Origin of the sequence: Pararhizobium sp. IMCC3301 (genome assembly GCF_030758315.1) — a bacterium.
GTDB lineage: Bacteria > Pseudomonadota > Alphaproteobacteria > Rhizobiales.
This window is the reverse complement of record NZ_CP132336.1, coordinates 1,285,230-1,304,062: the sequence shown is the minus strand read 5'-3', so window position 1 is coordinate 1,304,062 and position 18,833 is coordinate 1,285,230. Positions and strand designations below refer to the sequence as shown.

General features: G+C 56.5%; 16 protein-coding genes and 1 pseudogene. 12 read left to right on the top strand and 5 right to left on the bottom strand.

The window, feature by feature from the left end; all coding sequences use genetic code 11:
* The first annotated feature begins 54 nt into the window (after positions 1-54).
* From RAL88_RS06255 to RAL88_RS06240, 4 genes are all read left to right on the top strand, one after another.
* Complete coding sequence (locus RAL88_RS06255; protein ID WP_306268052.1) at positions 55-1,269, top strand: ROK family transcriptional regulator; 1,215 nt, start codon at positions 55-57, stop codon at positions 1,267-1,269.
* Positions 1,253-2,713 carry a di-heme oxidoredictase family protein gene (locus RAL88_RS06250; protein WP_306268050.1) on the top strand — a complete coding sequence of 487 codons (1,461 nt, stop codon included), beginning with the start codon at positions 1,253-1,255 and terminating at the stop codon, positions 2,711-2,713. Before RAL88_RS06255 ends, RAL88_RS06250 begins: the two co-directional genes overlap by 17 nt.
* Positions 2,710-4,383 (top strand): CRTAC1 family protein, encoded by a 1,674-nt coding sequence (locus RAL88_RS06245; protein WP_306268049.1) that lies wholly within the window; start codon positions 2,710-2,712, stop codon positions 4,381-4,383. Before RAL88_RS06250 ends, RAL88_RS06245 begins: the two co-directional genes overlap by 4 nt.
* Before the next feature lie 131 nt (positions 4,384-4,514).
* Complete coding sequence (locus tag RAL88_RS06240; RefSeq protein ID WP_306268048.1) at positions 4,515-5,360, top strand: MurR/RpiR family transcriptional regulator; 846 nt, start codon at positions 4,515-4,517, stop codon at positions 5,358-5,360.
* A gap of 133 nt (positions 5,361-5,493) precedes the next feature.
* Here RAL88_RS06240 and RAL88_RS06235 read toward each other — a convergent pair whose 3' ends face one another.
* The 5 genes and pseudogenes from RAL88_RS06235 to RAL88_RS06215 form a co-directional block, all read right to left on the bottom strand.
* Positions 5,494-6,969 (bottom strand): tripartite tricarboxylate transporter permease, encoded by a 1,476-nt coding sequence (locus RAL88_RS06235; RefSeq protein ID WP_306268046.1) that lies wholly within the window; start codon positions 6,967-6,969, stop codon positions 5,494-5,496.
* 4 nt (positions 6,970-6,973) lie between these two features.
* Entirely contained in the window at positions 6,974-7,495 is a 522-nt protein-coding gene (locus RAL88_RS06230; RefSeq protein ID WP_306268044.1) for a tripartite tricarboxylate transporter TctB family protein, read from the bottom strand.
* A gap of 8 nt (positions 7,496-7,503) precedes the next feature.
* Positions 7,504-8,454, bottom strand: coding sequence for a tripartite tricarboxylate transporter substrate binding protein (locus tag RAL88_RS06225; RefSeq protein ID WP_306268042.1), 951 nt, complete (start codon positions 8,452-8,454; stop codon positions 7,504-7,506).
* A gap of 80 nt (positions 8,455-8,534) precedes the next feature.
* Positions 8,535-8,753, bottom strand: a pseudogene (locus tag RAL88_RS06220) (aldehyde dehydrogenase (NADP(+))); the annotation flags it as partial.
* Between the two features lie 169 nt (positions 8,754-8,922).
* Entirely contained in the window at positions 8,923-10,497 is a 1,575-nt protein-coding gene (locus RAL88_RS06215; protein WP_306268040.1) for a sulfatase, read from the bottom strand.
* 438 nt (positions 10,498-10,935) lie between these two features.
* Between RAL88_RS06215 and RAL88_RS06210 the strand changes: the two genes are divergently transcribed.
* From RAL88_RS06210 to RAL88_RS06175, 8 genes are all read left to right on the top strand, one after another.
* The gene (locus RAL88_RS06210; protein WP_306268039.1) at positions 10,936-11,625 is read left to right on the top strand and encodes a GntR family transcriptional regulator; all 690 of its coding nucleotides are present in this window, start codon (positions 10,936-10,938) and stop codon (positions 11,623-11,625) included.
* 378 nt (positions 11,626-12,003) lie between these two features.
* Positions 12,004-12,177: a hypothetical protein gene (locus RAL88_RS06205; RefSeq protein ID WP_306268037.1), complete on the top strand. Its 174-nt coding sequence runs from the start codon at positions 12,004-12,006 to the stop codon at positions 12,175-12,177.
* 273 nt (positions 12,178-12,450) lie between these two features.
* Positions 12,451-13,488 (top strand): TRAP transporter substrate-binding protein, encoded by a 1,038-nt coding sequence (locus RAL88_RS06200; RefSeq protein WP_306268036.1) that lies wholly within the window; start codon positions 12,451-12,453, stop codon positions 13,486-13,488.
* A gap of 24 nt (positions 13,489-13,512) precedes the next feature.
* Positions 13,513-14,082, top strand: coding sequence for a TRAP transporter small permease (locus RAL88_RS06195; RefSeq protein WP_306268034.1), 570 nt, complete (start codon positions 13,513-13,515; stop codon positions 14,080-14,082).
* Positions 14,079-15,380, top strand: a complete 1,302-nt coding sequence (locus tag RAL88_RS06190) for a TRAP transporter large permease (protein WP_306268032.1) — start codon at positions 14,079-14,081, stop codon at positions 15,378-15,380. Before RAL88_RS06195 ends, RAL88_RS06190 begins: the two co-directional genes overlap by 4 nt.
* Before the next feature lies 1 nt (position 15,381).
* On the top strand, positions 15,382-16,044 hold the full coding sequence (locus RAL88_RS06185; protein WP_306268031.1) for an aspartate/glutamate racemase family protein: 663 nt from the start codon (positions 15,382-15,384) through the stop codon (positions 16,042-16,044).
* A gap of 82 nt (positions 16,045-16,126) precedes the next feature.
* Complete coding sequence (locus RAL88_RS06180) at positions 16,127-17,491, top strand: FAD-dependent oxidoreductase (RefSeq protein WP_306268030.1); 1,365 nt, start codon at positions 16,127-16,129, stop codon at positions 17,489-17,491.
* A gap of 127 nt (positions 17,492-17,618) precedes the next feature.
* A complete protein-coding gene (locus RAL88_RS06175; protein WP_306268029.1) occupies positions 17,619-18,716 on the top strand; it encodes an ester cyclase in 1,098 nt (365 codons plus the stop codon).
* Positions 18,717-18,833 lie beyond the last annotated feature (117 nt).

The following is an 18,833-nucleotide window of genomic DNA, read 5'->3' as shown; positions in this document are numbered from 1 at the left end:
TATGGTGAAATGCAGCCGGTCAAGGAGCTGCGATCACAGGGTGGAACGCAAATCGTGACAATCGTTATACGCTCCAATGAGGTGCGTCGCAGAAACCGTGGTCTGGTCCTATCGGCCGTCCGCCGGGGCGGGCTGGTATCGCGCACCGATATCGGCCGGCAAACCGGGCTAAGCGCAGCGACGGTCTCGGCCATTACATCGGATCTGATTGCCGACGGGTTCCTGATCCAGCCGTCGCAGGTCCTGTCGAGCGGATTGGGACGCGGGCGTCCCAAGGTTGCGCTGACGGTCAATCCGACGGCCGCCCTGATCGGTGTCGTGATCTTTCAGTTGAATCTGGTGTCCGCTGCGATCGTCGATTATTCCGGCGCGACCATTTCGGAAAGTTCGCGTCAACTGACCAGTGCGGAGCTGACACCACAGGATATAAGGGACGCGCTGGTCGGGTGTCTGAAAGATGCGATCGTGCGGTCCGGGCATGAAAGCCGTATGCTGTTGCGCATTGCTGTCAGTGTTCAGGGTGTGACCGATGTTGCGGGCAGCGTATTGCTGTGGTCGCCGATAACCGAACATCGAAATTTGCCGCTGGCAGGCTGGATGCAGCGGGCGTTCAGCGTTCCCGCATCTGTTTCCAATGATTGTGACCTGATTGCGCGGGCGCTGAACCGCCGTGAACCGAAACGCTACAGCACCAGTTTTGCCTGCATCATGCTGTCCTATGGTGTTGGTATGGGGCTGTTTCTGCGCGGTACAATTGTCAACGGACTGAACACTTCAGGTACCGAGTTCGGTCATATGGTGTTTGAGCCGGGAGGGGCGTTGTGCCGCTGCGGACGGCGCGGATGCATCGAGGCCTATGCGGGGGATTATGCCATTCGCCGCGCTGCCCGTGGCGAGCCGGAAGATACAATGCCGCCTGCACCGGCAGATCACATTGACTTTCAGCAGATTGCCGATCTGGCTCATGCAGGAGACGCCAGGGCCATCCATGCGATTGAAGAGGCCGGCCGGGCAATTGGCACCGGTCTGTGCAGTCTGTTTGCGCTGGTCGATGCTTTTCCGATTGCCCTGATCGGTCGCGGCACAATGGTGTTTGATATTATGGAAGGGGCGCTCCGCAAAGCGTTGAAGGGTACGGTCGGGGGCGGGCATGCATGCGCCATAGATATTGACTGTTTTGCCGATGAAAGGCCGCTGGTGGCGGAAGGATGCGCCATGACCGCGCTGCTGGTGCTGGATGAGGAGATTGCCGATGCCTCGGTTGTTTAAAAACCGGCCGGCTGCCATTGCGCTGTATGCCGGTTTTGCCTGGCTGAGCCTGGCGCTGGCCGCCGCGGCGCAGGTAACAGCGGAGCTGGCAGCCGTGGAACCATGGGCTGAACGCGCGATTTTTCAGCATGTCGATCAATCGCGCTATCAGGGCCTTCTCAGCAAGCAAGAGCTGGAGGCGTTGATTGGTTTCGGCAGCACTTTGTTTGATGCGCCCTTTACTGCGCTTGACGGAGCGGGACGGCCAATGGCGACCCAGGCCATTATTCCCACCAAGCGCAAGCGGGCGGCACCCGATACCTTTCAGCGCCTGGCCGGGCTTGACGCGAATTCCTGCTCCAGTTGCCATAATGAACCGGTGATGGGCGGCGCTGGGGATTTTACCGTCAATGTGTTTGTCTCGGAAGGCTTTAACAATGCCGACTTTGACACTTCTGACCCGCAATTTTCCAATGAGCGCAACACCAACCATTTGTTTGGCATTGGCCTGGTGGAACTGCTGGCCCGGGAGATGAGTGCCGATCTGCAGAAAATCCGCCGGGAAGCGCTGAAAACAGCCCGCCGGAGCGGACAGGATTACCGCGTCTTGCTGGTGACCAAGGGCATCCGTTTTGGCTGGATTACGGCAAAACCGGATGGTCTGCTGGAGTTGAAGGAAATCGACGGAGTGGACACCGATCTGGTGATCCGGCCATTCAGTCAGAAGGGGGTGATGACCTCGCTGCGGCAATTCACCGTGAATGCCCTCAACCATCACACCGGCATGCAGTCTGCGGAGCGCTTCGGTGTCCGCTGGACCGGCGAGGCGGATTTCGACGAGGACGCCGCCGTTGACGAGCTGAGCGAGGGGGATGTGTCCGCTCTGGTTGCCTGGCAGGCCGCATTGCCGCCGCCTGGAACCAAAATTCCGGACAATGCGGAGTGGCAGGAGGCGGCGCAAAGCGGCGCACGGATTTTCCAGAGCATCGGCTGCGCCTCCTGTCACGTCCCGGCGCTGCCGCTCGACAGTCTGCTGTTTCAGGATCCCGGCCCGCTGGATGCAGCGGGAACTTTGCGCAGCACGGATTTGGAAAATCCGGCAGTTTATGATCTGGGTTTGCTGGATTGGGCCAAATCCCTCGTTCGAAATCAACAGGGGCAGGTCCTGGTACCGCTATTCGGCGATCTGAAACGTCATAAAATGACCGACCGCCAGATTGCCGGCTTCGGCAATGAGCTGCTGTCGCAGCGTTTCGTGGAACGTGATGTGTTCCAGACCACCGAATTGTGGGGCATCGGATCAACCGCACCCTATGGCCATCGCGGCGACATGACGACGCTGAATGAGGTGATTAGCGCCCATGGCGGGGCCGGCCGCGACGCGCGCGATGCCTATCTTGAACTTGAAGAGGCCGACCGCTCCGCCCTGATTGCCTATCTCAAAACTCTGGTGATTGAACCATGAAAACGATTGGCGGAACCCTGTTGATGCTGGGGCTATTCGGTGCTGTGTCGGGCGATCTGGAGGCGCAGGACAGGGCGCTTCCCGCGATGGATGTGCCGGTGATGCAAGAAATCGCGTTGGCGGCCGGAATCGACCATCAATATGCCGGTCCCTGGGAGTATTTTGTCGGGGGCGGTGTTGCCGTTTTCGATTGCAATGGTGACCGGTTGCCCGATGTGGCGATTGCCGGCGGCACCAACCCGGCGCAATTGTTCGTCAATACAAGCACGGCAGGGGGCGAACTGGCCTTCCGATCGGTTGAAAACGGCTTTCCTGACGGAAGCGCCACGGAAGTAACCGGGCTTTATCCGCTGGATATCGATAATGACGGCCAGACCGATCTGGCGGTGTTGCGGGTTGGCGAAAATGTGCTGTTGAAGGGTGGACCGGATTGCAGTTTTACCAAAGCCAACCGCGCATTTTCATTCGATGGTGGTCGGGCATGGACGACGGCTTTTGCCGCAACTTTCGAGCCGGGGCAGCCATTCCCCACCCTGGCATTCGGCAATTATGTCGACCGCGCGGCGCCAGGCTCGCCCTGGGGCACCTGCGAAAATAATGTATTGTTGCGTCCAGGTGCAGGCGACGTGCCGATCTATGCCGAGCCGGAAACCCTGACGCCGGGCTTTTGCGCCCTGTCGATGATTTTTACCGACTGGAACCGCTCTGGTGAACCGGCGCTGCGGATCACCAATGACCGGCAATATTACCGCGATGGCGAGGAGCAGCTTTGGCGCATCAGCCCCGGACGCCCAGCCAGAGCCTATCGCAAGGCCGATGGCTGGAAGACGGTGCGGATCTGGGGTATGGGCATTGCCGAGGCGGATCTGGATGCCGACGGACTGCCGGAATATGCCCTGACTTCGATGGGCGACACCAAGCTGCAGACCCTTGATGAGGAGGCCGATGAAGCCAGTCCAGTATACCGCGATGTGGCGGTGGCCAAAGGCGCCACTGCCCACCGGCCCTATAGAGGTGAGGATTTGAAACCTTCAACCGGCTGGCATGCCGAGTTTGACGACATCAATAATGACGGGCGGCTGGATTTGTTCATTGCCAAGGGCAATGTGGAATCGATGCCGGACTTTGCCGCCTATGATCCGGATAATCTACTGCTCGGCACATTTGACGGCAAATTTCTTGAGGCTGGCGATCTGGCCGGTATTGCGCTGGACCGACGCGGCCGCGGCGGTGCGGTGGCTGATCTGAACATGGATGGCATGCTGGATCTGATTGTGGTCAACCGGGAAGCGCCAGTCAGTGTGTTTCGCAATCGCGGTGCGCGAACGGATTTCGGGTCAAGGCCGATGGGTAACTGGCTGCAGATTGAATTGCAGCAGCGCGGCGCGAACCGCAATGCGGTTGGGGCAACGATCAATGTCAAATCCGGCAATGACACACGGGTGCGCAAGGTTCAGATCGGTGGTGGCCATGCCTCCGGGCAATCCGGCTTCATCCATGTCGGAACCGGGGTGGCAGAGCGGGCGGAAATCCGCATCAAATGGCCGGATGGGGAGTGGAGCGCGCCCTACCGCGTGTTTGCCAATAACTTTGTCGTCATTCAGAAAGGCTCGGAGATCGTGCAATACTGGTATCCGCCTGAATCGGAAGACAACAAGGGACTGAAATGATCCCAAATCGTCCACTGTTAACGGGATTCAACTTATGATCCTGCGATTTCGCAAAGCCCTATCGTTCGCAGAAGGGTTGCGGTAACACTGAGCCATCCGTACCACAACCGGTCCAGGCGAATTCTGATTGTATGACCCAGAAGCAAGACAGCTCATTTCTGTCTCATGTGCGAGCCACATTGCCGAAAATGCACCCTGCGGAAAGACGTCTTGGCGAATTCGTCTGCGACTTCCCGGGCGAACTTGCAAGTTATGACGCCCAGGAACTGGCAAAGCTGGCCAATGTTTCCAAGGCCACGGTTTCGCGATTTGTGCGGCGGCTTGGTTATGAAAATTATGACGAGGCGCGCAAACATGCGCGCGAGGAGCAGCAAACCGGCTCGCGCCTGTTTCTCAACATGCCAAAGATGGATGATGTCGAAGGCTCTTTGGCGGCAAACATCGTGCAGGGCAAAGCCAATCTGGACAGAACCTTTGCAGCCATCAATCAATCGGAGATTGATGCAGTTGCATCCTGTATCCTGGCTGCGCGCAAAACCTGGGTTATCGGGTTTCGGGCCGGGCACCCGATAGCCGATTATCTGCGTTGGCAGTTGCTTCAGGTCACCGAAAATATCGTTTCAGTTCCGGGCGCGGGCGAGACGCTGGGCGAGTCCACCGCCAGCATCCAGAAAGATGATTGTGTCATCATGATCGGTCTGCGCCGCCGCGTTGCTGTTATCGATACTTTGCTGACCCAGTTGACCGGCAAGAAAGCCAAGCTGCTTTATATCACCGATGAAGGTGTGGCGGCGGATTCAAGGCCGAGCTGGCATTTCAGGTGCTATACGGCCGCGAGCGGCCCCCTGTTCAACCACGTGTCGGTGATGGCGCTGTGCCATATGATCGTGCTGCGCGCGATCGAAATTTCCGGGGGCAGGGCGCGGGCCCGGCTGCGTTCAATTGAGCTTGCTAATGATCAGATGGACGAGCTTTAGGCTGGTTCACAGCTTTATCGACCGGTTGAACTGCCTGTATGCGTTGCATCTTCCGCCCCTCGCATTTTGTGGCCGTGAACACCACAATCATCAAACATGAATTGTCGTGGGGGTAGAGCGGCAACCACTCCATCTATTCAATCCGAAGTCGAGAGATAGTCTTTTTGATCATCGGCCCTAACAAAGCGAGGGCCGCCATGACGAAGAAAACGACCGCCAACGGTGAGGAGAATAACAACAACGCGTTGCCGTCGTAAATGACAAGCGATTGGCGCAGGGTCGTTTCAACCAGACCACCAAGAACAAGCCCAATAGCGAGTGCAATGGGCGAAAATCCATACCGCTTCATGAAAAATCCGATCACACCCGCTCCAAGCATGACCGCAACGTCGAACATCGACTGGCCAAAGGAGTAGATTCCGACGACAGAGATCACTGCGATGATCGGCCAAAGGATCGCCGCTGGGATCAATGTCACTTTCGCGAAGTGCCTTGCAAGGTAAAGGCCAAGGACGAAGAAACAGATATTGGCAAGCGCCATGGTGATGCCGATGCCGTAGAAGAACTCCGCCTGTTCAAGAAACAGCTGTGGACCGGGCCGCAGGCCGTGCATGACTAACGCGGCGAGAATGACCGCCGTCGTCCCGCCGCCCGGAATGCCGAGAGCCAGAGTGGGCACCATCGCGCCAGCCGTGGCCGCATTATTGGCGCTTTCAGCGGCGGCGATGCCGTTGATAGAGCCTTTCCCGAAATCCTCAGGCGTTTTTGACCAGCGGCGTTCTTCATTGTAGGACATGATCGCCGCTACGGTTCCGCCCTCAGCGGGCAGGATACCGACAAAGGTCCCTATGCCGGTGCCGCGCAAGATCGTTTTCCAGATTTGGCGGTAGTCGTCACGCGACGGTAGACGAATAGCGTCGAGTTTGATGGTCTCGCGCTTAATGCCGTGACGGGTGGACTGCAGCAGGAACTCGCTGATGGCGAATAGACCAACGAGCACCGGGACGAAGCTAAGTCCATCAGCGATGTGCGCGTTATTGAAAGTGAAACGCGCCACTCCTGTCATAATATCCAGACCTATGGTGGCGAGAAGGATACCGAACAAGCCCGAGATCATGCTTTTCAGCGGGTCACCGCCAATGGTCGTGAGCATACAAAGACCGAACACAGTCAGAGCGAAATATTCCGCCGGTCCGAACTGATAAGCTACTTTTGCCAGCGCTGGAGCTGACAGGATGAAAATCACCACTGCGACAAGCCCCCCGATGGCGCTTGAGACAGTTGCAATGCCAAGGGCCCGCCCGGCCTGTCCCTTCTGAGCCAGTGGATAACCGTCAAGCGCCGTGGCAACTGAGGCCGGTGTGCCAGGCGTGTTGATCAAGATTGCTGAGACAGACCCGCCATAGGTGCCCGCGCAATATATCGCCACGAGAAGAGTGATTGCGTCGAGCGGTTCCATACCTGCTGTAAACGGCAAAACAACAGCACAGGCGACCGTCGGCCCCATACCGGGGAGGACACCTATAACAATTCCAAAAAGCGTGCCAAGCACAACCAAAAACAGAGTCATCGGATCCAGGGTCGATGTCAAGATTTCTAGAAATTCCATGTCTCTACCCGTAAATGAGGTTGACGATCAGGCCGCGTGGAAATCGGATTCCCAAGACTTCGCTGAACAAGACAAACAAGACGATCGGCACAATTATTGCAGTCGCACCAATGAACACTGGTCGTCGTTCCCCCCAAAGCCACATGACAACGGCGATAAAGAAGAAAATAGAAAGCAATAAGTCGACACTCACACCGATCAGGAGCAAGCCTAGAAGGCAGGATACGCTAAAAGCAAACACTGGTGGAATTGTTTGCATCTTGCTGGCGTTGGTGGTTTTCGTCTCGCGCAAGAAAGAAAAAAGTGTCAGGATCGCGATCAACGCAAGGATAATGCGCGGGAAGGTTTCAGGTGACATCCCGCGGCGCAAGGGCGGCGGAACTGGCGCAAAGCTAAGTGTCAGCACAAATGCAGTGACACATACTCCCAGAATCAGCAGGTGAAAAACCGCCATCCCGGAAAGTATGCCGGCGGAGCGGGCACCAGGTGCCCGCTCCAGTCCGGTTTCATTGCTGTCTTGAGGCATCACAGCGCTTACTGGATGTAGCCAAGGGCCGTCATCGCGGCGCGCATGTCGCTAACCATCGTAGTGAACTCTTTCTCCCATTCAGCAGCCGTGCCGACGCTGGTGTCATAATCCAGCCCTTGGCTATCAAGGAATGCCCGGTATTCCTCTGAATCCATTGCTTCTGCAACGGCCTTTTCCAGAATCGCCACAATCTCAGGATCAGTGCCAGCCTTTACGGCAAAGCCGCGCACAGTGGACAGGGCCGCGTTGATACCAATATCGCGAGCTGTTGGCACATCAGGATAGCCAGAGAACCGTGCGGGTGCTACGACAACCGTTGGGCAAATCTCGCCGGTTCCAACCTGAACGGATGCCTCACCAGGGTTCAGGACGGCTACATCCACGTTCCCCGCGATTAAATTGGTGACCACCTCACCACCACTTTCAAACGGGACGGCACGGGGCGGCTGCATCCCGCCGCGCTCGGTGAACAGGAATGCAGTGATGTCATCTACACCGCCTACACTGGTGATGCCGTAGATGAGCGACTCATCTTTTTGCGCAGCGACGAAATCGGCGGCTGTATCAAAGCGACCACAGCTGGTATAGAGCACCTGCGGTTCAGAGGTTCCGCGCCCTAGATACACAAAGTCTGAGGTATCCATAGCAGCGGCGCCGCGTGCAATGGTTCCGGCATGGCCAATGGTGATCATGGACAATGTGTAACCATCGGCCTCAGTATCGGCCAGATATTCCATTGCCACTGCCCCCGCGCCGCCTTTACGGCTGATGACTGCGGTGTTGACTCCCAGAATCTTGCCCAACGGGGCAGCAAGAGCTCTGGCGTTCATATCCGTACCGCCGCCAGCGCCCGAATGAATCAAAACTTCAATCGTGCGCGAAGGATACTCCTGCGCCAGCGTTGGTCCAGCGATGAGGCCTAGCGTAGCGGCCATGACCAAAGTGAAATTTTTCATTTTCTTCTCCTCCTAGGGTTAATTATGTGGATTGCCCGACCCGAACTCCTCGGGTTTTGGCGGCATATCCATTTGGGGCGTTAACTGAATTCAGGAACTAACCTCTCGAGCATGTTCTGAAAGCAACCGGGGCGTAGAAAACGCCGGATGGACAGGGTGCCGACGGATGTGGCACCGTAATTGGTTGAGGCCGGGTAGGGGCCGCCATGGATCATCGCATCAGACACTACGAAGACGGTGGGGAAGCCTTTGACGAGAACACGACCAGCCTTACGCTCTAAGATATGCAGCAGCGCGCGCAGCTTGCTCGCAGCACGAGCGCCGCGCTGCCAAAGGTGCTGATGGCCAACCAAGGTGATATCGGCCGCGTCTAATATACCCGGTTCGTTCAACAGTTTCGCAGTCAGTTCAGGACCGATTCCAGCGAGACCGCCTGGTATGATCGCTATGCTTGGCTTGTCAGTCATATCAAGCATTCCTTCGGTTATCTTGGTCAGGCTCAACCAGGGTGCCACTGGGTTTTGTCTGCTGCCTGGACGAGGTAACTTTCCATCGCGCATAAAGTTCGGGCGGTGCATCATGCAGGTCCATCTCTCGGGCAATCAGCTGGCAAAAGCGCTCCTCGGTCCCTACATCGCGGAACGGCGCGGACTGCTCCCGATCTGTGGCCAGATCGAACAGCCGTGTTTCTGTGTCGTAGAACCCGCCTTGCCGCGGTGAGCGTTTGGCGTCAGGAACCGCCGGTATCTTCAGGACAGGCACATTTTTGGTAAAGCGGAAACCCGGGTGCAACTCGGCCGCCTCCAACTCACGCGGCTCGAACATATTGTAGTTGTGGACAGGCATAAGCGTGTATTCGTACATGCCCGTCGTTTCCATGTGATCTGGATAGCGGAAATAGGTGTGCTGCCCGTCAGTCGCATTCACGGCCCCCCCATAGATACCAAATATTGCGACATCCCGGATATTGTCAGTCTCGCCGCGCATGAGTGGCAGAATGGACCGCCCGGTAACGTCAGTGGGGATTGGCTGATCAAAGATCTCAAGCAGGGTCGGCATAATGTCGATGGTCTGCGTCAGCGCCGTTATCCGCGTCCCGGCACGATGTGCGGCATCGGGGTGGTAGATAATCAGCGGAATGTTTGCGATGTCGTTGAAGAACGGCATCTGGTTTTTACCCCACCAGCCATGCTCACCCAGCATGAAGCCGTGATCTGTGGTCATTACGATGGCGGTATCATCCCAGCGGTCATTGACGTCGAATTCGTCTAGAAGGCGACCAAGCTGTTCGTCGCAAAGCAGAATCAAGGCCGCATAATTGGCGCGAATCTCGTCGGTTTCTTCGGGCGTGGTGTCAGCGGCCTTGTAGCGCGGCCAATCCAGGATTGGGCCCTGGTATGAGGTTGGGAATTTGCTGCGATGCCGGGCGGGGGCCAAGAAAGGTTCATGCGGATCGAAAGTTTCCAGCTGCAGGAGCCAGTTTTTCTCGGCACCGTTGCCGCGCAAAAAGTTCAGTCCCGCATCGAATGTCCTGACACAGGGGAAATCTTCTTCTTTGACAATGCGCTCGCGGTTGATCAAGCCCTGCAGGCGATGGCCCTTTCGGGTTTCTTCAAACTGTAGGGCGTGGTAGTTATTGCGATATTCGGCTATTGGGGGTGCGACTTTGGGGACCCAAGCGTCACCTTCTTGCCCACGGATGAAATCATAAGTGGTATAGCGATTGTGGTAGGTCGATCCACCATCCTCGAAATAGTGATAATGGTCAGTTGACAGATGCGAATAAACGCCGCCCTTGGTCAGCAGCTCCGGAAAGCTGTCATCAAAAGGCTCTAACGGGCCCCAGCTGCGGTGCATAAATCCGAGTCGCCCGGTTTGCAGATCCCGCCGCGCGGGCATACAAGGCAAAGAACCAACATAGTGGGAGTCAAATGTTACCCCTTTGGCCGCCAACCTATCGAAGTTCGGTGTCGGGATCCTGCCACCATAACAGCCAAGGGCATCGCGGCAGAGGCTGTCAAAAAGTAAAAAAACCGCCTTCATTGCGTGGCCGTTACCAATGCGAGGATCGGAAGGCACCCTGCTACCGCGAAAGATGCGTCAGTTGCGCTTCCTATAGTGCTATAATCACAATAGAGCATCATCGGTTCTCAGCGTCTCGAAACAGCGGCCGCCGAAACTTGCACTTCGCGGGCTAATTTGGCATGCCATATGTTAATCTATGCGCTACCATTGTTTGGAATACCATCTACTGTCAACGCCTTTATGCAATAATACGGCACGCAATACGGGCCCAGAATTGGATGTTGTCAGAATGCAGTCCAGTAATGTATTGTAAAATAGAGATAAAAATATTATTCTGCCAACGCCGTTAGAAATAAGAATTGAGGGAACAATGCTCGTACGCATTAACCGTGAAGGAGTGAAAGCATATATGGTTTACCAAATTTTGGCATGCCATCCAAATTTGTCAGGTGCAAAATGACCATCGAGCACACGAACAAATCGCTCACCGGATGCGTCGCGGACCGCCTGCGTCAGATGATCGTGCTGGATGAAATACCTCCTGGCGAACGACTCAGAGAGCGCCATCTAGCTGCAGTCCTAAATGTATCTCGCACGCCGCTGAGCAAGGCATTCGCGATTCTGGCCGCCGAAGGGTTGGTTGATCTGTCACCTAATCGCGGCGCAACTGTATCCGGGTTCAGCAGCGAAGACGTGATCGAAAAATTGATGGTTCTGGCTGCGCTTGAGCGGCTGGCGGGGGAATTGGCCTGCGACAACGCCACCGATGACGAAATCGCGGAGATCCGTGCGCTGCACCATGAGATGTTAGCTGCCTTTAGTCGCAGCGATCGCAAGGCCTATTTTCAAGCGAACCAGGCAATCCACCTGGCCATAGCTGAGGCCAGTGGAAACAGCGCTCTCGTCGAGACCCATGGCCGCCTGAATACTCAGCTCTACCGAGTACGATACGTCTCGAACCTTAATAACGCCCTATGGCCGACAGCCGTGGAAGAACATGAACATATTCTTGAAGCGTTGGCCGCGCGCAACCGCGAAAAGCTTGGTGCGTTGTTGTTCGCACATCTTGGCAGCACGTCGATTAAATTCGAAGCAATCAAAGACCGCCTCGAGGTGCTGCCTGTGCCCGAAGACGGGATCGACTAACCTTACCGCGAAATCAAAGGATCCGGCCCCGGCCCCAATGACTGAGAATGGATAATACACTTGGGAATCCAAATGGATCAGGAGGGGTGAAATCTGCTGCGGCGTCGGCGCAAATGCAGCGTTCAGGCAAGAAGAGTTAAATCATCTAACCAGCACTATGAATGTGAATTGGACAATTGCCATCACATGCCCATGGATATCTATGTCCAATGCGGTTGGAGGACAGGGCCATGAAGGCGGAAATTAAACAGCCGCATCGCGATCTCCGGGTCGAACTTGCGCACACAGCGGTGGATCGCCAGCGCATCCCTTGTACAACTTCTCATTGATTGATCCAGAAGATGATCGTGCCGCGATGAATATGGTGGTCATGAAGGTGTGTGCGCATCGATCGTAGCGGGTGCGGCCGCGAGCGGTCCGCTGTTCAACCACGTGTCGGTGATGGCGCTGTGCCATATGATCGTGCTGCGCGCGATCGAAATTTCCAGGGGCAAGGCGCGGGCCCGGCTGCGTTCAATTGAGCTTGCTAATGATCAGATGGACGAGCTTTAGGCTGGTTCACTGCTTTATCGACCGGTTGAACTGCCTGTATGCGTTGCATCTGCTGTTCTTTGCTGCCCATCAATCGGGCGTGAATTCTCATCTATTTTTTTGAAACATTCTTCAAAAAATCATTTAAGTATTTGATACATAATTGGAATTACAGTTTCATGTACATATAACATGAAATCTGTATATCATTCAGTGCTGCTAGTTCTGCATTCAAGTGAACTATCTCAACGAAACCTGTCGCGTCATGTGGCGCATATATGGAAGGTAAACCAGATGTCATATCGAGTCCTGACTGCAACGTTGACAACCGCACTGCTGTTTTCCTCAGCTGCCTTGGCAGAGCCGACGACTTTCAAAGTGCTCGGGCAACCGGCCGGCTCCGGATTGATCGCGCAGAACAAGGAGAAACCGTTTTTTGAAGCCATGGGCGAGAGCACGGGTCTTGATGCCACAGCACAATATATTCCGGTGGATGTGGCTGGTGTCCCGGACTCCGACGGTCTGCGCGTCCTGAAATCCGGCTTGTTCGATATTGTCTCTATCCGTGGCCCACAGGTCAGCAGAGACGAGCCGAGCATTCTTGGTCTCGATCTGATAGGTCTGAACACCAGTTTTGAAGCCGGCAGGAAGCATATGGATGCGTTCGTTGGCACAGTGGATGCGCGGCTGCAGAAACAATTCAATGCAAAGCTTCTGGGCGTATGGCCAGCGGGTCCGCAGGTCGTGTTCTGCAAACCGGAAATCAACGGGCTTGAGGATCTGAAGGGCTTGAAAGTCCGTGTTGGTGACCAGAGCGCGGCAAATTTTGTATCCGGCCTTGGTGCAACAGGCGTGCCGATGCCGTTCGGAGAGGTTCAGCAATCCCTGACACGCGGTGTGGTTGATTGCGCAATCACCGGGCCGGCCTCTGCCAATTCTGCGGGCTGGCCGGAAGCGACTACCACGGTTCTGCCGATTGCGCTCCAGCTTGCCGTCAACGGATACGCCATCAATCTGGACAAATGGGAGACGCTGTCTTCTGAGGATCAGGAGAAACTGCAGGCATCCATCACCACTTTGACAGATGATATCTGGGCCTATTCGGAAGAACTTTTCATTGATGCGATGAATTGCAATACCGGTCAGGAACCTTGCGAGCTGGGTAAACCCTATAATCTGAAAGCTGCGCCAGTCACCGATGCTGACATTGCAACCGTGGCTGCAGCTGTCGGCAAGGTATCGCTGCCTGTCTGGGCCGAACAGTGCAATGCAGTGTTCCCGGAATGTGAAAAAATCTGGCGCGAGACCATCGGCGTACAGCTCGGTCTTTAGCGCGGCGGATCAGGGGGAAAGGCGATGGAAAGACTGTCACGGTTTTCAGGTATTGTGTTTGGCGTGAGCATGTTGCTGCTCTCGGTCCTCATATGTGCCGAAGTGCTGCTCAGAAAATTCTTTGCCTTTTCCCTTGGTGGGGTGGATGAACTTGGCGGCTATGCAGTCGCCATTGTCGCCCCTCTGGCCTTTGTGGTCGCAGCTGCAGACAGCGCTCATATCCGCATCAACCTGTTGCACACGCAGCTTCCCGTGCAGTTGCGTGCGCTTTTGAACCTGCTCGCCTTTGCCTCTCTGGCATTGCTGGCACTGTTTCTTCTGTATTTCACTGTGACGACTGTTCAGGACACGCTGAACTATCGCTCCATAGCGCAAACACCGTGGGCGACACCGTTGATTTATCCGCAATCGGTTTGGCTGCTCGCCATGGCCATTTTCGCGGCGGCAGCCCTCATCATGTTTCTTCGCGCGCTGAAGCTGGCAGTTGAGCGGGACTGGACCACGCTGGATCGGAAATATGGTCCCGGATCAGCTGACGAGGAAGTTGTCGCCGAGTTGGAAGATCTGAAAAAACGGCAGGAGATCTCACGATGAATATTGGGGTTGTCGGGCTGGGGTTCCTAGCCATGCTCTCGCTGATGTTTCTCAGCTTTCCCGTCGCCGTCGCCATCGTCGGGGTCGGCGCTTTTGGCGGATATCTCTTTTTCGGCACGCCGATGGTCGACATGATGGGCGGTGTTATCTGGACCAGTCTCAACAGTCCATCGATCCTGGCTATTCCACTGTTCATGATGCTTGGCGAGCTGATGCTGCGCGGCGGCATTGCGGACCGCATGTATGATGCTCTTGCAGTCTGGCTGAACCGTTTGCCGGGGGGACTGTTACACACCAATATTGCCACCTGCGCGCTGTTTTCCGCAACATCCGGATCGTCTGTTGCAACAGCTGCCACAGTGGGCACCATTGCGCTGCCGGCGCTGGAAGCGCGCGGGTATCGACCGGGACCTTCGCTGGGGTCGCTGGCGGCGGGTGGAACGCTGGGTATTCTTATTCCGCCGAGCATCAATCTGCTGGTCTACGGGTCTCTGGCAAATGTGTCGGTGGGTCAGCTTTTCGCAGCGGGTCTGGTTCCCGGTATTCTGCTGGCGTCGCTGTTTTCCGTCTACATCCTGCTGTTTCAGGGCCACAACAGTCAGGTCGAGAGCGATCCGGTGCCGCTGCGCGTCAAGCTCGCTTATTTGCGTTTTCTGTTTCCTCCGCTGCTGATTTTCGGCATCGTCATGGGTTCGATTTATGGCGGCTATGCAACGCCGACAGAATCTGCTGCCATCGGCGTTGTCGTTGCGCTGCTGATTATTGCCGCTAACCGGCGGCTGTCGCTTCAACTGTTGATCAATTGCTCAATGCAGGCGGCACGAACGACCGGAATGACGGTCATCGTGCTGGCCTGCGCGCTGCTGCTGAATGTCACAATTTCAATGCTTGGCGCGACCCAGGCTGTCACCCAGTGGGTCGCCACCTTTGATCTTGGCCAGGTCGGACTGATATGTGTCCTGATCATTTTCTATCTGTTACTCGGGATGTTCATGGATGCAATGTCGATGCTGGTGCTGACGGTTCCGATCACCGTGCCGCTGGTGGCGTCTGTCGGCGTCGATCCGATCTGGTTCGGCATTTTCATTGTACTGATGTGCGAACTGGCACTCATCACCCCGCCCGTGGGCATGAACTTGTTTGTCGTTCAGGGAATCCGGACAGATGGCGGCAATTTTTCCGATGTGATCAATGGCGCGTTTCCTTATGTGCTGATCATGATCGCGTTCACAATCCTGCTGTTGTTTGTCCCCCAGATCGCGTTGTGGCTGCCCCAGGCACTGACAGGCAACCCTTAGAATGAATTCGGAAAACACAGGCAGCCAGAGGCAGCGCGTGCTGGTGATCAACCCCAACACCAATGCGCAGATCACGCAGGAAATGAGTTTGCAAATTGCGGCGGAAACGGCCGGTAATCTGTGCGTGGAAGCGACCAATCCAGCCAATGGTCCATTTTCGGTCGAGACTGCGGCAGATCGCGCCTGGGCCGTTGAAACCGTCATGGAGCTGATCGCAGATTATCCGGATATGGACGCCTATGTTCTGGCGTGTTTTGACGACATTGCAGTTGATGAAGCGCGCAATCTGGTGACCGGACAGGTGTTCAGCATTGCCCAGTCCGCCATCCAGACAGCGGTTGAGACCGCTCGGCCCTATAGTGTTGTAACGACGGTGGAGGGCCAGATCCCGACCATCCGGAAGCTTTTGGCCAAATATGATCCTGCCGGGAGGGGAACTGTGAGGGCCTGCGGTGTGGGTGTGGCCGATGCATTTCAGCGGACGGACCATGCAGAGGCCCAGCTTGAATTGCAGATCACTTGCGCCATCAATGGGGATGGTGCGGAATGCATTATTCTGGGCTCTGGTGCCTATGCCGGACGGGGCCGGGAATTGAGCGATCGATATGGCGTGCGTTTCGTTGACGGGATGAGTTCGGCCCTGGCGTTTCTCTCCAGTCCCTGAGTGCTGCTCAAATATCCGTGGAAAAAAAGCGCCGGGTCTGTAACTGATTAGTCCGTGATTTTCAGTTGCGGGAGGCCAAATTATGCAGACCATCACCGAGCCGGAGCGCCGGACAGACGTCGTTCACAGAACCGAGGTTGTGGTGGTTGGCTCAGGCCCAGGTGGCCTGTCTGCCGCGCTGGCATCGGCCCGCGCCGGAGCACAGACCACGCTGGTCGAGCGCTTTGGCTGTTTTGGCGGCAACATCACCGTGGTCGGCGTTGAAGGCATGCACTGGTACCGCCACGAGCAGACAGTGGAAAGCAACGGCATCGTCCGCGAATTTGAGGACAGCGCCAAAGCCCATGGCGCCGCAGTGCCTGAAAGCCAGTCTCTCAGCTATGAAATCGACAGCGAAGGCTTCAAGCTGGTGGCCGACCGGCTGGTGGAGGAGGCTGGCATTTTTCCCATGCTGCACCGTCAATTCGTTGCCCCCATCATGGATGGCGCACGCATTACCGGCATCATCACCGAAAGCAAGGCAGGGCGCGAAGCGATCCTGGCCGACCGGGTAATCGATGCCACCGGTGATGCTGATGTGGCAGCGCGCGCTGGTGCGCCAACCACCAAACCGCCGCGGGAGCAGCTGATGGCGGCGTCGGTGATGTTTCATGTCGCCGGCATTGACAAACGTAAATTTCTCGAGGGCGTGAAAGCCGATCCACAGACCTATGCCGACTGGGCTGGCGGCGGCGAATGGAACCTTGAAACCTCCGGCAAAGAGGACGCAATGTTCTCGCCTTTTCTGAAAAAACCGTTTGACCTTGCCATCAAGGCCGGCCTGATCCCGCCCCATCTCAACACCATTGCCGGCACCTGGGGCGCGGTGCATGATACCGGCGAGATGACCTATATGAACCTTGTGCATCTGGACGGGGTGGATGGCACTGACCCGCATTCCCTGACCTGTTCCGAGATGGAAGGCCGCAAGCAGGCGATGCTGGCAATAGAGGCGTTGCGCGCCTATTCGCCGGGTTGTGAAGGCATAAGGCTGCGTAATTTCGGTATGTCGATCGGTATTCGCGACACCCGCAAGGTGGACTGCCTTTACAATATGCGCGAAGCGGATGTGCGCGAGGAAGCCCGCTTTGACGACAGTATTGGAATTTTCCCGGAATTCATCGATGGTTACGGACTGTTGATCCTGCCGACCACAGGGCGCTATTTTCACATCCCCTACCGCAATTTGTTGCCCAAAAGAATACAGAACCTGCTGATTGCAGGACGCTGCACTGGCGGCGACCGGATCAGTCATGCCGCCACCCGCAACATGGCCTGTTGCGCCGTTGGCGGGCAGGGCGCGGGAATTGCCGCCGCTCTGTCAGTGCGGAAGAATTGCGCGCCGGCCGATCTGCCGGTCGGCGCGATTCAAGCCGAATTGACACGTCAGGGTGCGCGCTGGCAGTGATTTCACGGTCCGAAATTGATGGCTCTGAATTGCCCTCTTGCCAATTGCAGCGGTTCTTGCATAGGTATTCAACATGTAGGTGAATCCGCAGGGCGGATGGTTCAGTTTCAGGTATCAGCAGGATAATATGGCACAGAACGGCGCGCGCCCAATTTCCCAATCCGGCAATCTTGCCAACAAGATGGCTATTCGCGATTTTCAGACGGCGATTGCCACCAGCAGCAAAACCGACGTTCTGCAGGCGCTGGGCAAGGCCTATCATGATGATGCCATCTGGCGCGGCTCGCATCCTTTGAATGAGATGCAGGGGCCGCAGGCGATGGCGGAAACCGTCTGGCAGCCGCTGCTGCACAGTTTTCCCGATCTGGAGCGGCGCGACGAAATTATCGTCGGCGGGCGCTACTGCGACCGTCATGGTGCTGAAAAGGATCTGGTTGCCTGTCTGGGCCATTATTGCGCGACCTTCCGGCAGGACTGGCTGGATATTCCCGCGACGGGCCAGCCGGTCTGGCTGCGCTATGGCGAAGTCCATGAAATTACCGATGGCCGGATTACCCGCTCGACCTGCCTGTGGGATATTCTCGATCTGATCCGCCAGGCCGGGTATTGGCCGCTGGCGCCAAGCCGTGGCAGGGAAGGGCGCTGGATGGGGCCGATCACATGTGACGGGCTGGTGTTCAGCGAACAGGATATGGAAGAGGGGCTTGGTTCAATTGCCCAGACCCTGGCGATGCACAAAACGCTGGCGGACTACAACGACCATGAGCACAAAGGCCGTGAAGGGCTGCTGGCGATGCCGCAGAAACAGCACTGGCACGAGAAGATGATGTGGTATGGCCCGTCCGGCATCGGCACCACGCGCGGCCTCGCCGGATTTGTCGATTTTCACCAATTGCCGTTCCGCCTTGCATTTCCCGGCCGCAAGGGCGGCCAGACTCTGACCCGGCTGGACGCCTATCCGGATGCCGGTCATTACATCCAGATCGGCGACGGCGCCTATTCCGTCACCGGCGGCTGGCCGAGCGTGGTGGCGACCCACAGCGGCGGCACTCTGTTCGGCACCGGCCCTACGGGCCGCGAAGTTGGCATGCGGGTGATGGATTTCTACCTCCACCATGAAGGCCGCATCCGCGAGAACTGGGTGCCGCTGGATGTGATCGATCTGCTGAAGCAGATGGGGGTGGATGTGATGGCACGGCTGCGCGAACAGGTTGGACGGAGTTAGCCGGCAGGCCGTGGCGCGGCGGTAGGGGGGAACTGAAAGCAGGCAGACAGTCCCATCCAGCATGAAAAATTGTAGAAATTAGCATTCGATCTATATAAGTATATCAATAACTCACAG

Bases quoted from the DNA above. Each gene is read 5' to 3' on its own strand.
- RAL88_RS06250 (WP_306268050.1), top strand. From the start codon at position 1,253: ATGCCTCGGTTGTTTAAAAACCGGCCGGCTGCCATTGCGCTGTATGCC.
- RAL88_RS06245 (WP_306268049.1), top strand. From the start codon at position 2,710: ATGAAAACGATTGGCGGAACCCTGTTGATGCTGGGGCTATTCGGTGCT.
- RAL88_RS06240 (WP_306268048.1), top strand. From the start codon at position 4,515: ATGACCCAGAAGCAAGACAGCTCATTTCTGTCTCATGTGCGAGCCACA.
- RAL88_RS06235 (WP_306268046.1), bottom strand. From the start codon at position 6,969: ATGGAATTTCTAGAAATCTTGACATCGACCCTGGATCCGATGACTCTG.
- RAL88_RS06230 (WP_306268044.1), bottom strand. From the start codon at position 7,495: ATGCCTCAAGACAGCAATGAAACCGGACTGGAGCGGGCACCTGGTGCC.
- RAL88_RS06225 (WP_306268042.1), bottom strand. From the start codon at position 8,454: ATGAAAAATTTCACTTTGGTCATGGCCGCTACGCTAGGCCTCATCGCT.
- RAL88_RS06215 (WP_306268040.1), bottom strand. From the start codon at position 10,497: ATGAAGGCGGTTTTTTTACTTTTTGACAGCCTCTGCCGCGATGCCCTT.
- RAL88_RS06210 (WP_306268039.1), top strand. From the start codon at position 10,936: ATGACCATCGAGCACACGAACAAATCGCTCACCGGATGCGTCGCGGAC.
- RAL88_RS06200 (WP_306268036.1), top strand. From the start codon at position 12,451: ATGTCATATCGAGTCCTGACTGCAACGTTGACAACCGCACTGCTGTTT.
- RAL88_RS06195 (WP_306268034.1), top strand. From the start codon at position 13,513: ATGGAAAGACTGTCACGGTTTTCAGGTATTGTGTTTGGCGTGAGCATG.
- RAL88_RS06190 (WP_306268032.1), top strand. From the start codon at position 14,079: ATGAATATTGGGGTTGTCGGGCTGGGGTTCCTAGCCATGCTCTCGCTG.
- RAL88_RS06185 (WP_306268031.1), top strand. From the start codon at position 15,382: ATGAATTCGGAAAACACAGGCAGCCAGAGGCAGCGCGTGCTGGTGATC.
- RAL88_RS06180 (WP_306268030.1), top strand. From the start codon at position 16,127: ATGCAGACCATCACCGAGCCGGAGCGCCGGACAGACGTCGTTCACAGA.
- RAL88_RS06175 (WP_306268029.1), top strand. From the start codon at position 17,619: ATGGCACAGAACGGCGCGCGCCCAATTTCCCAATCCGGCAATCTTGCC.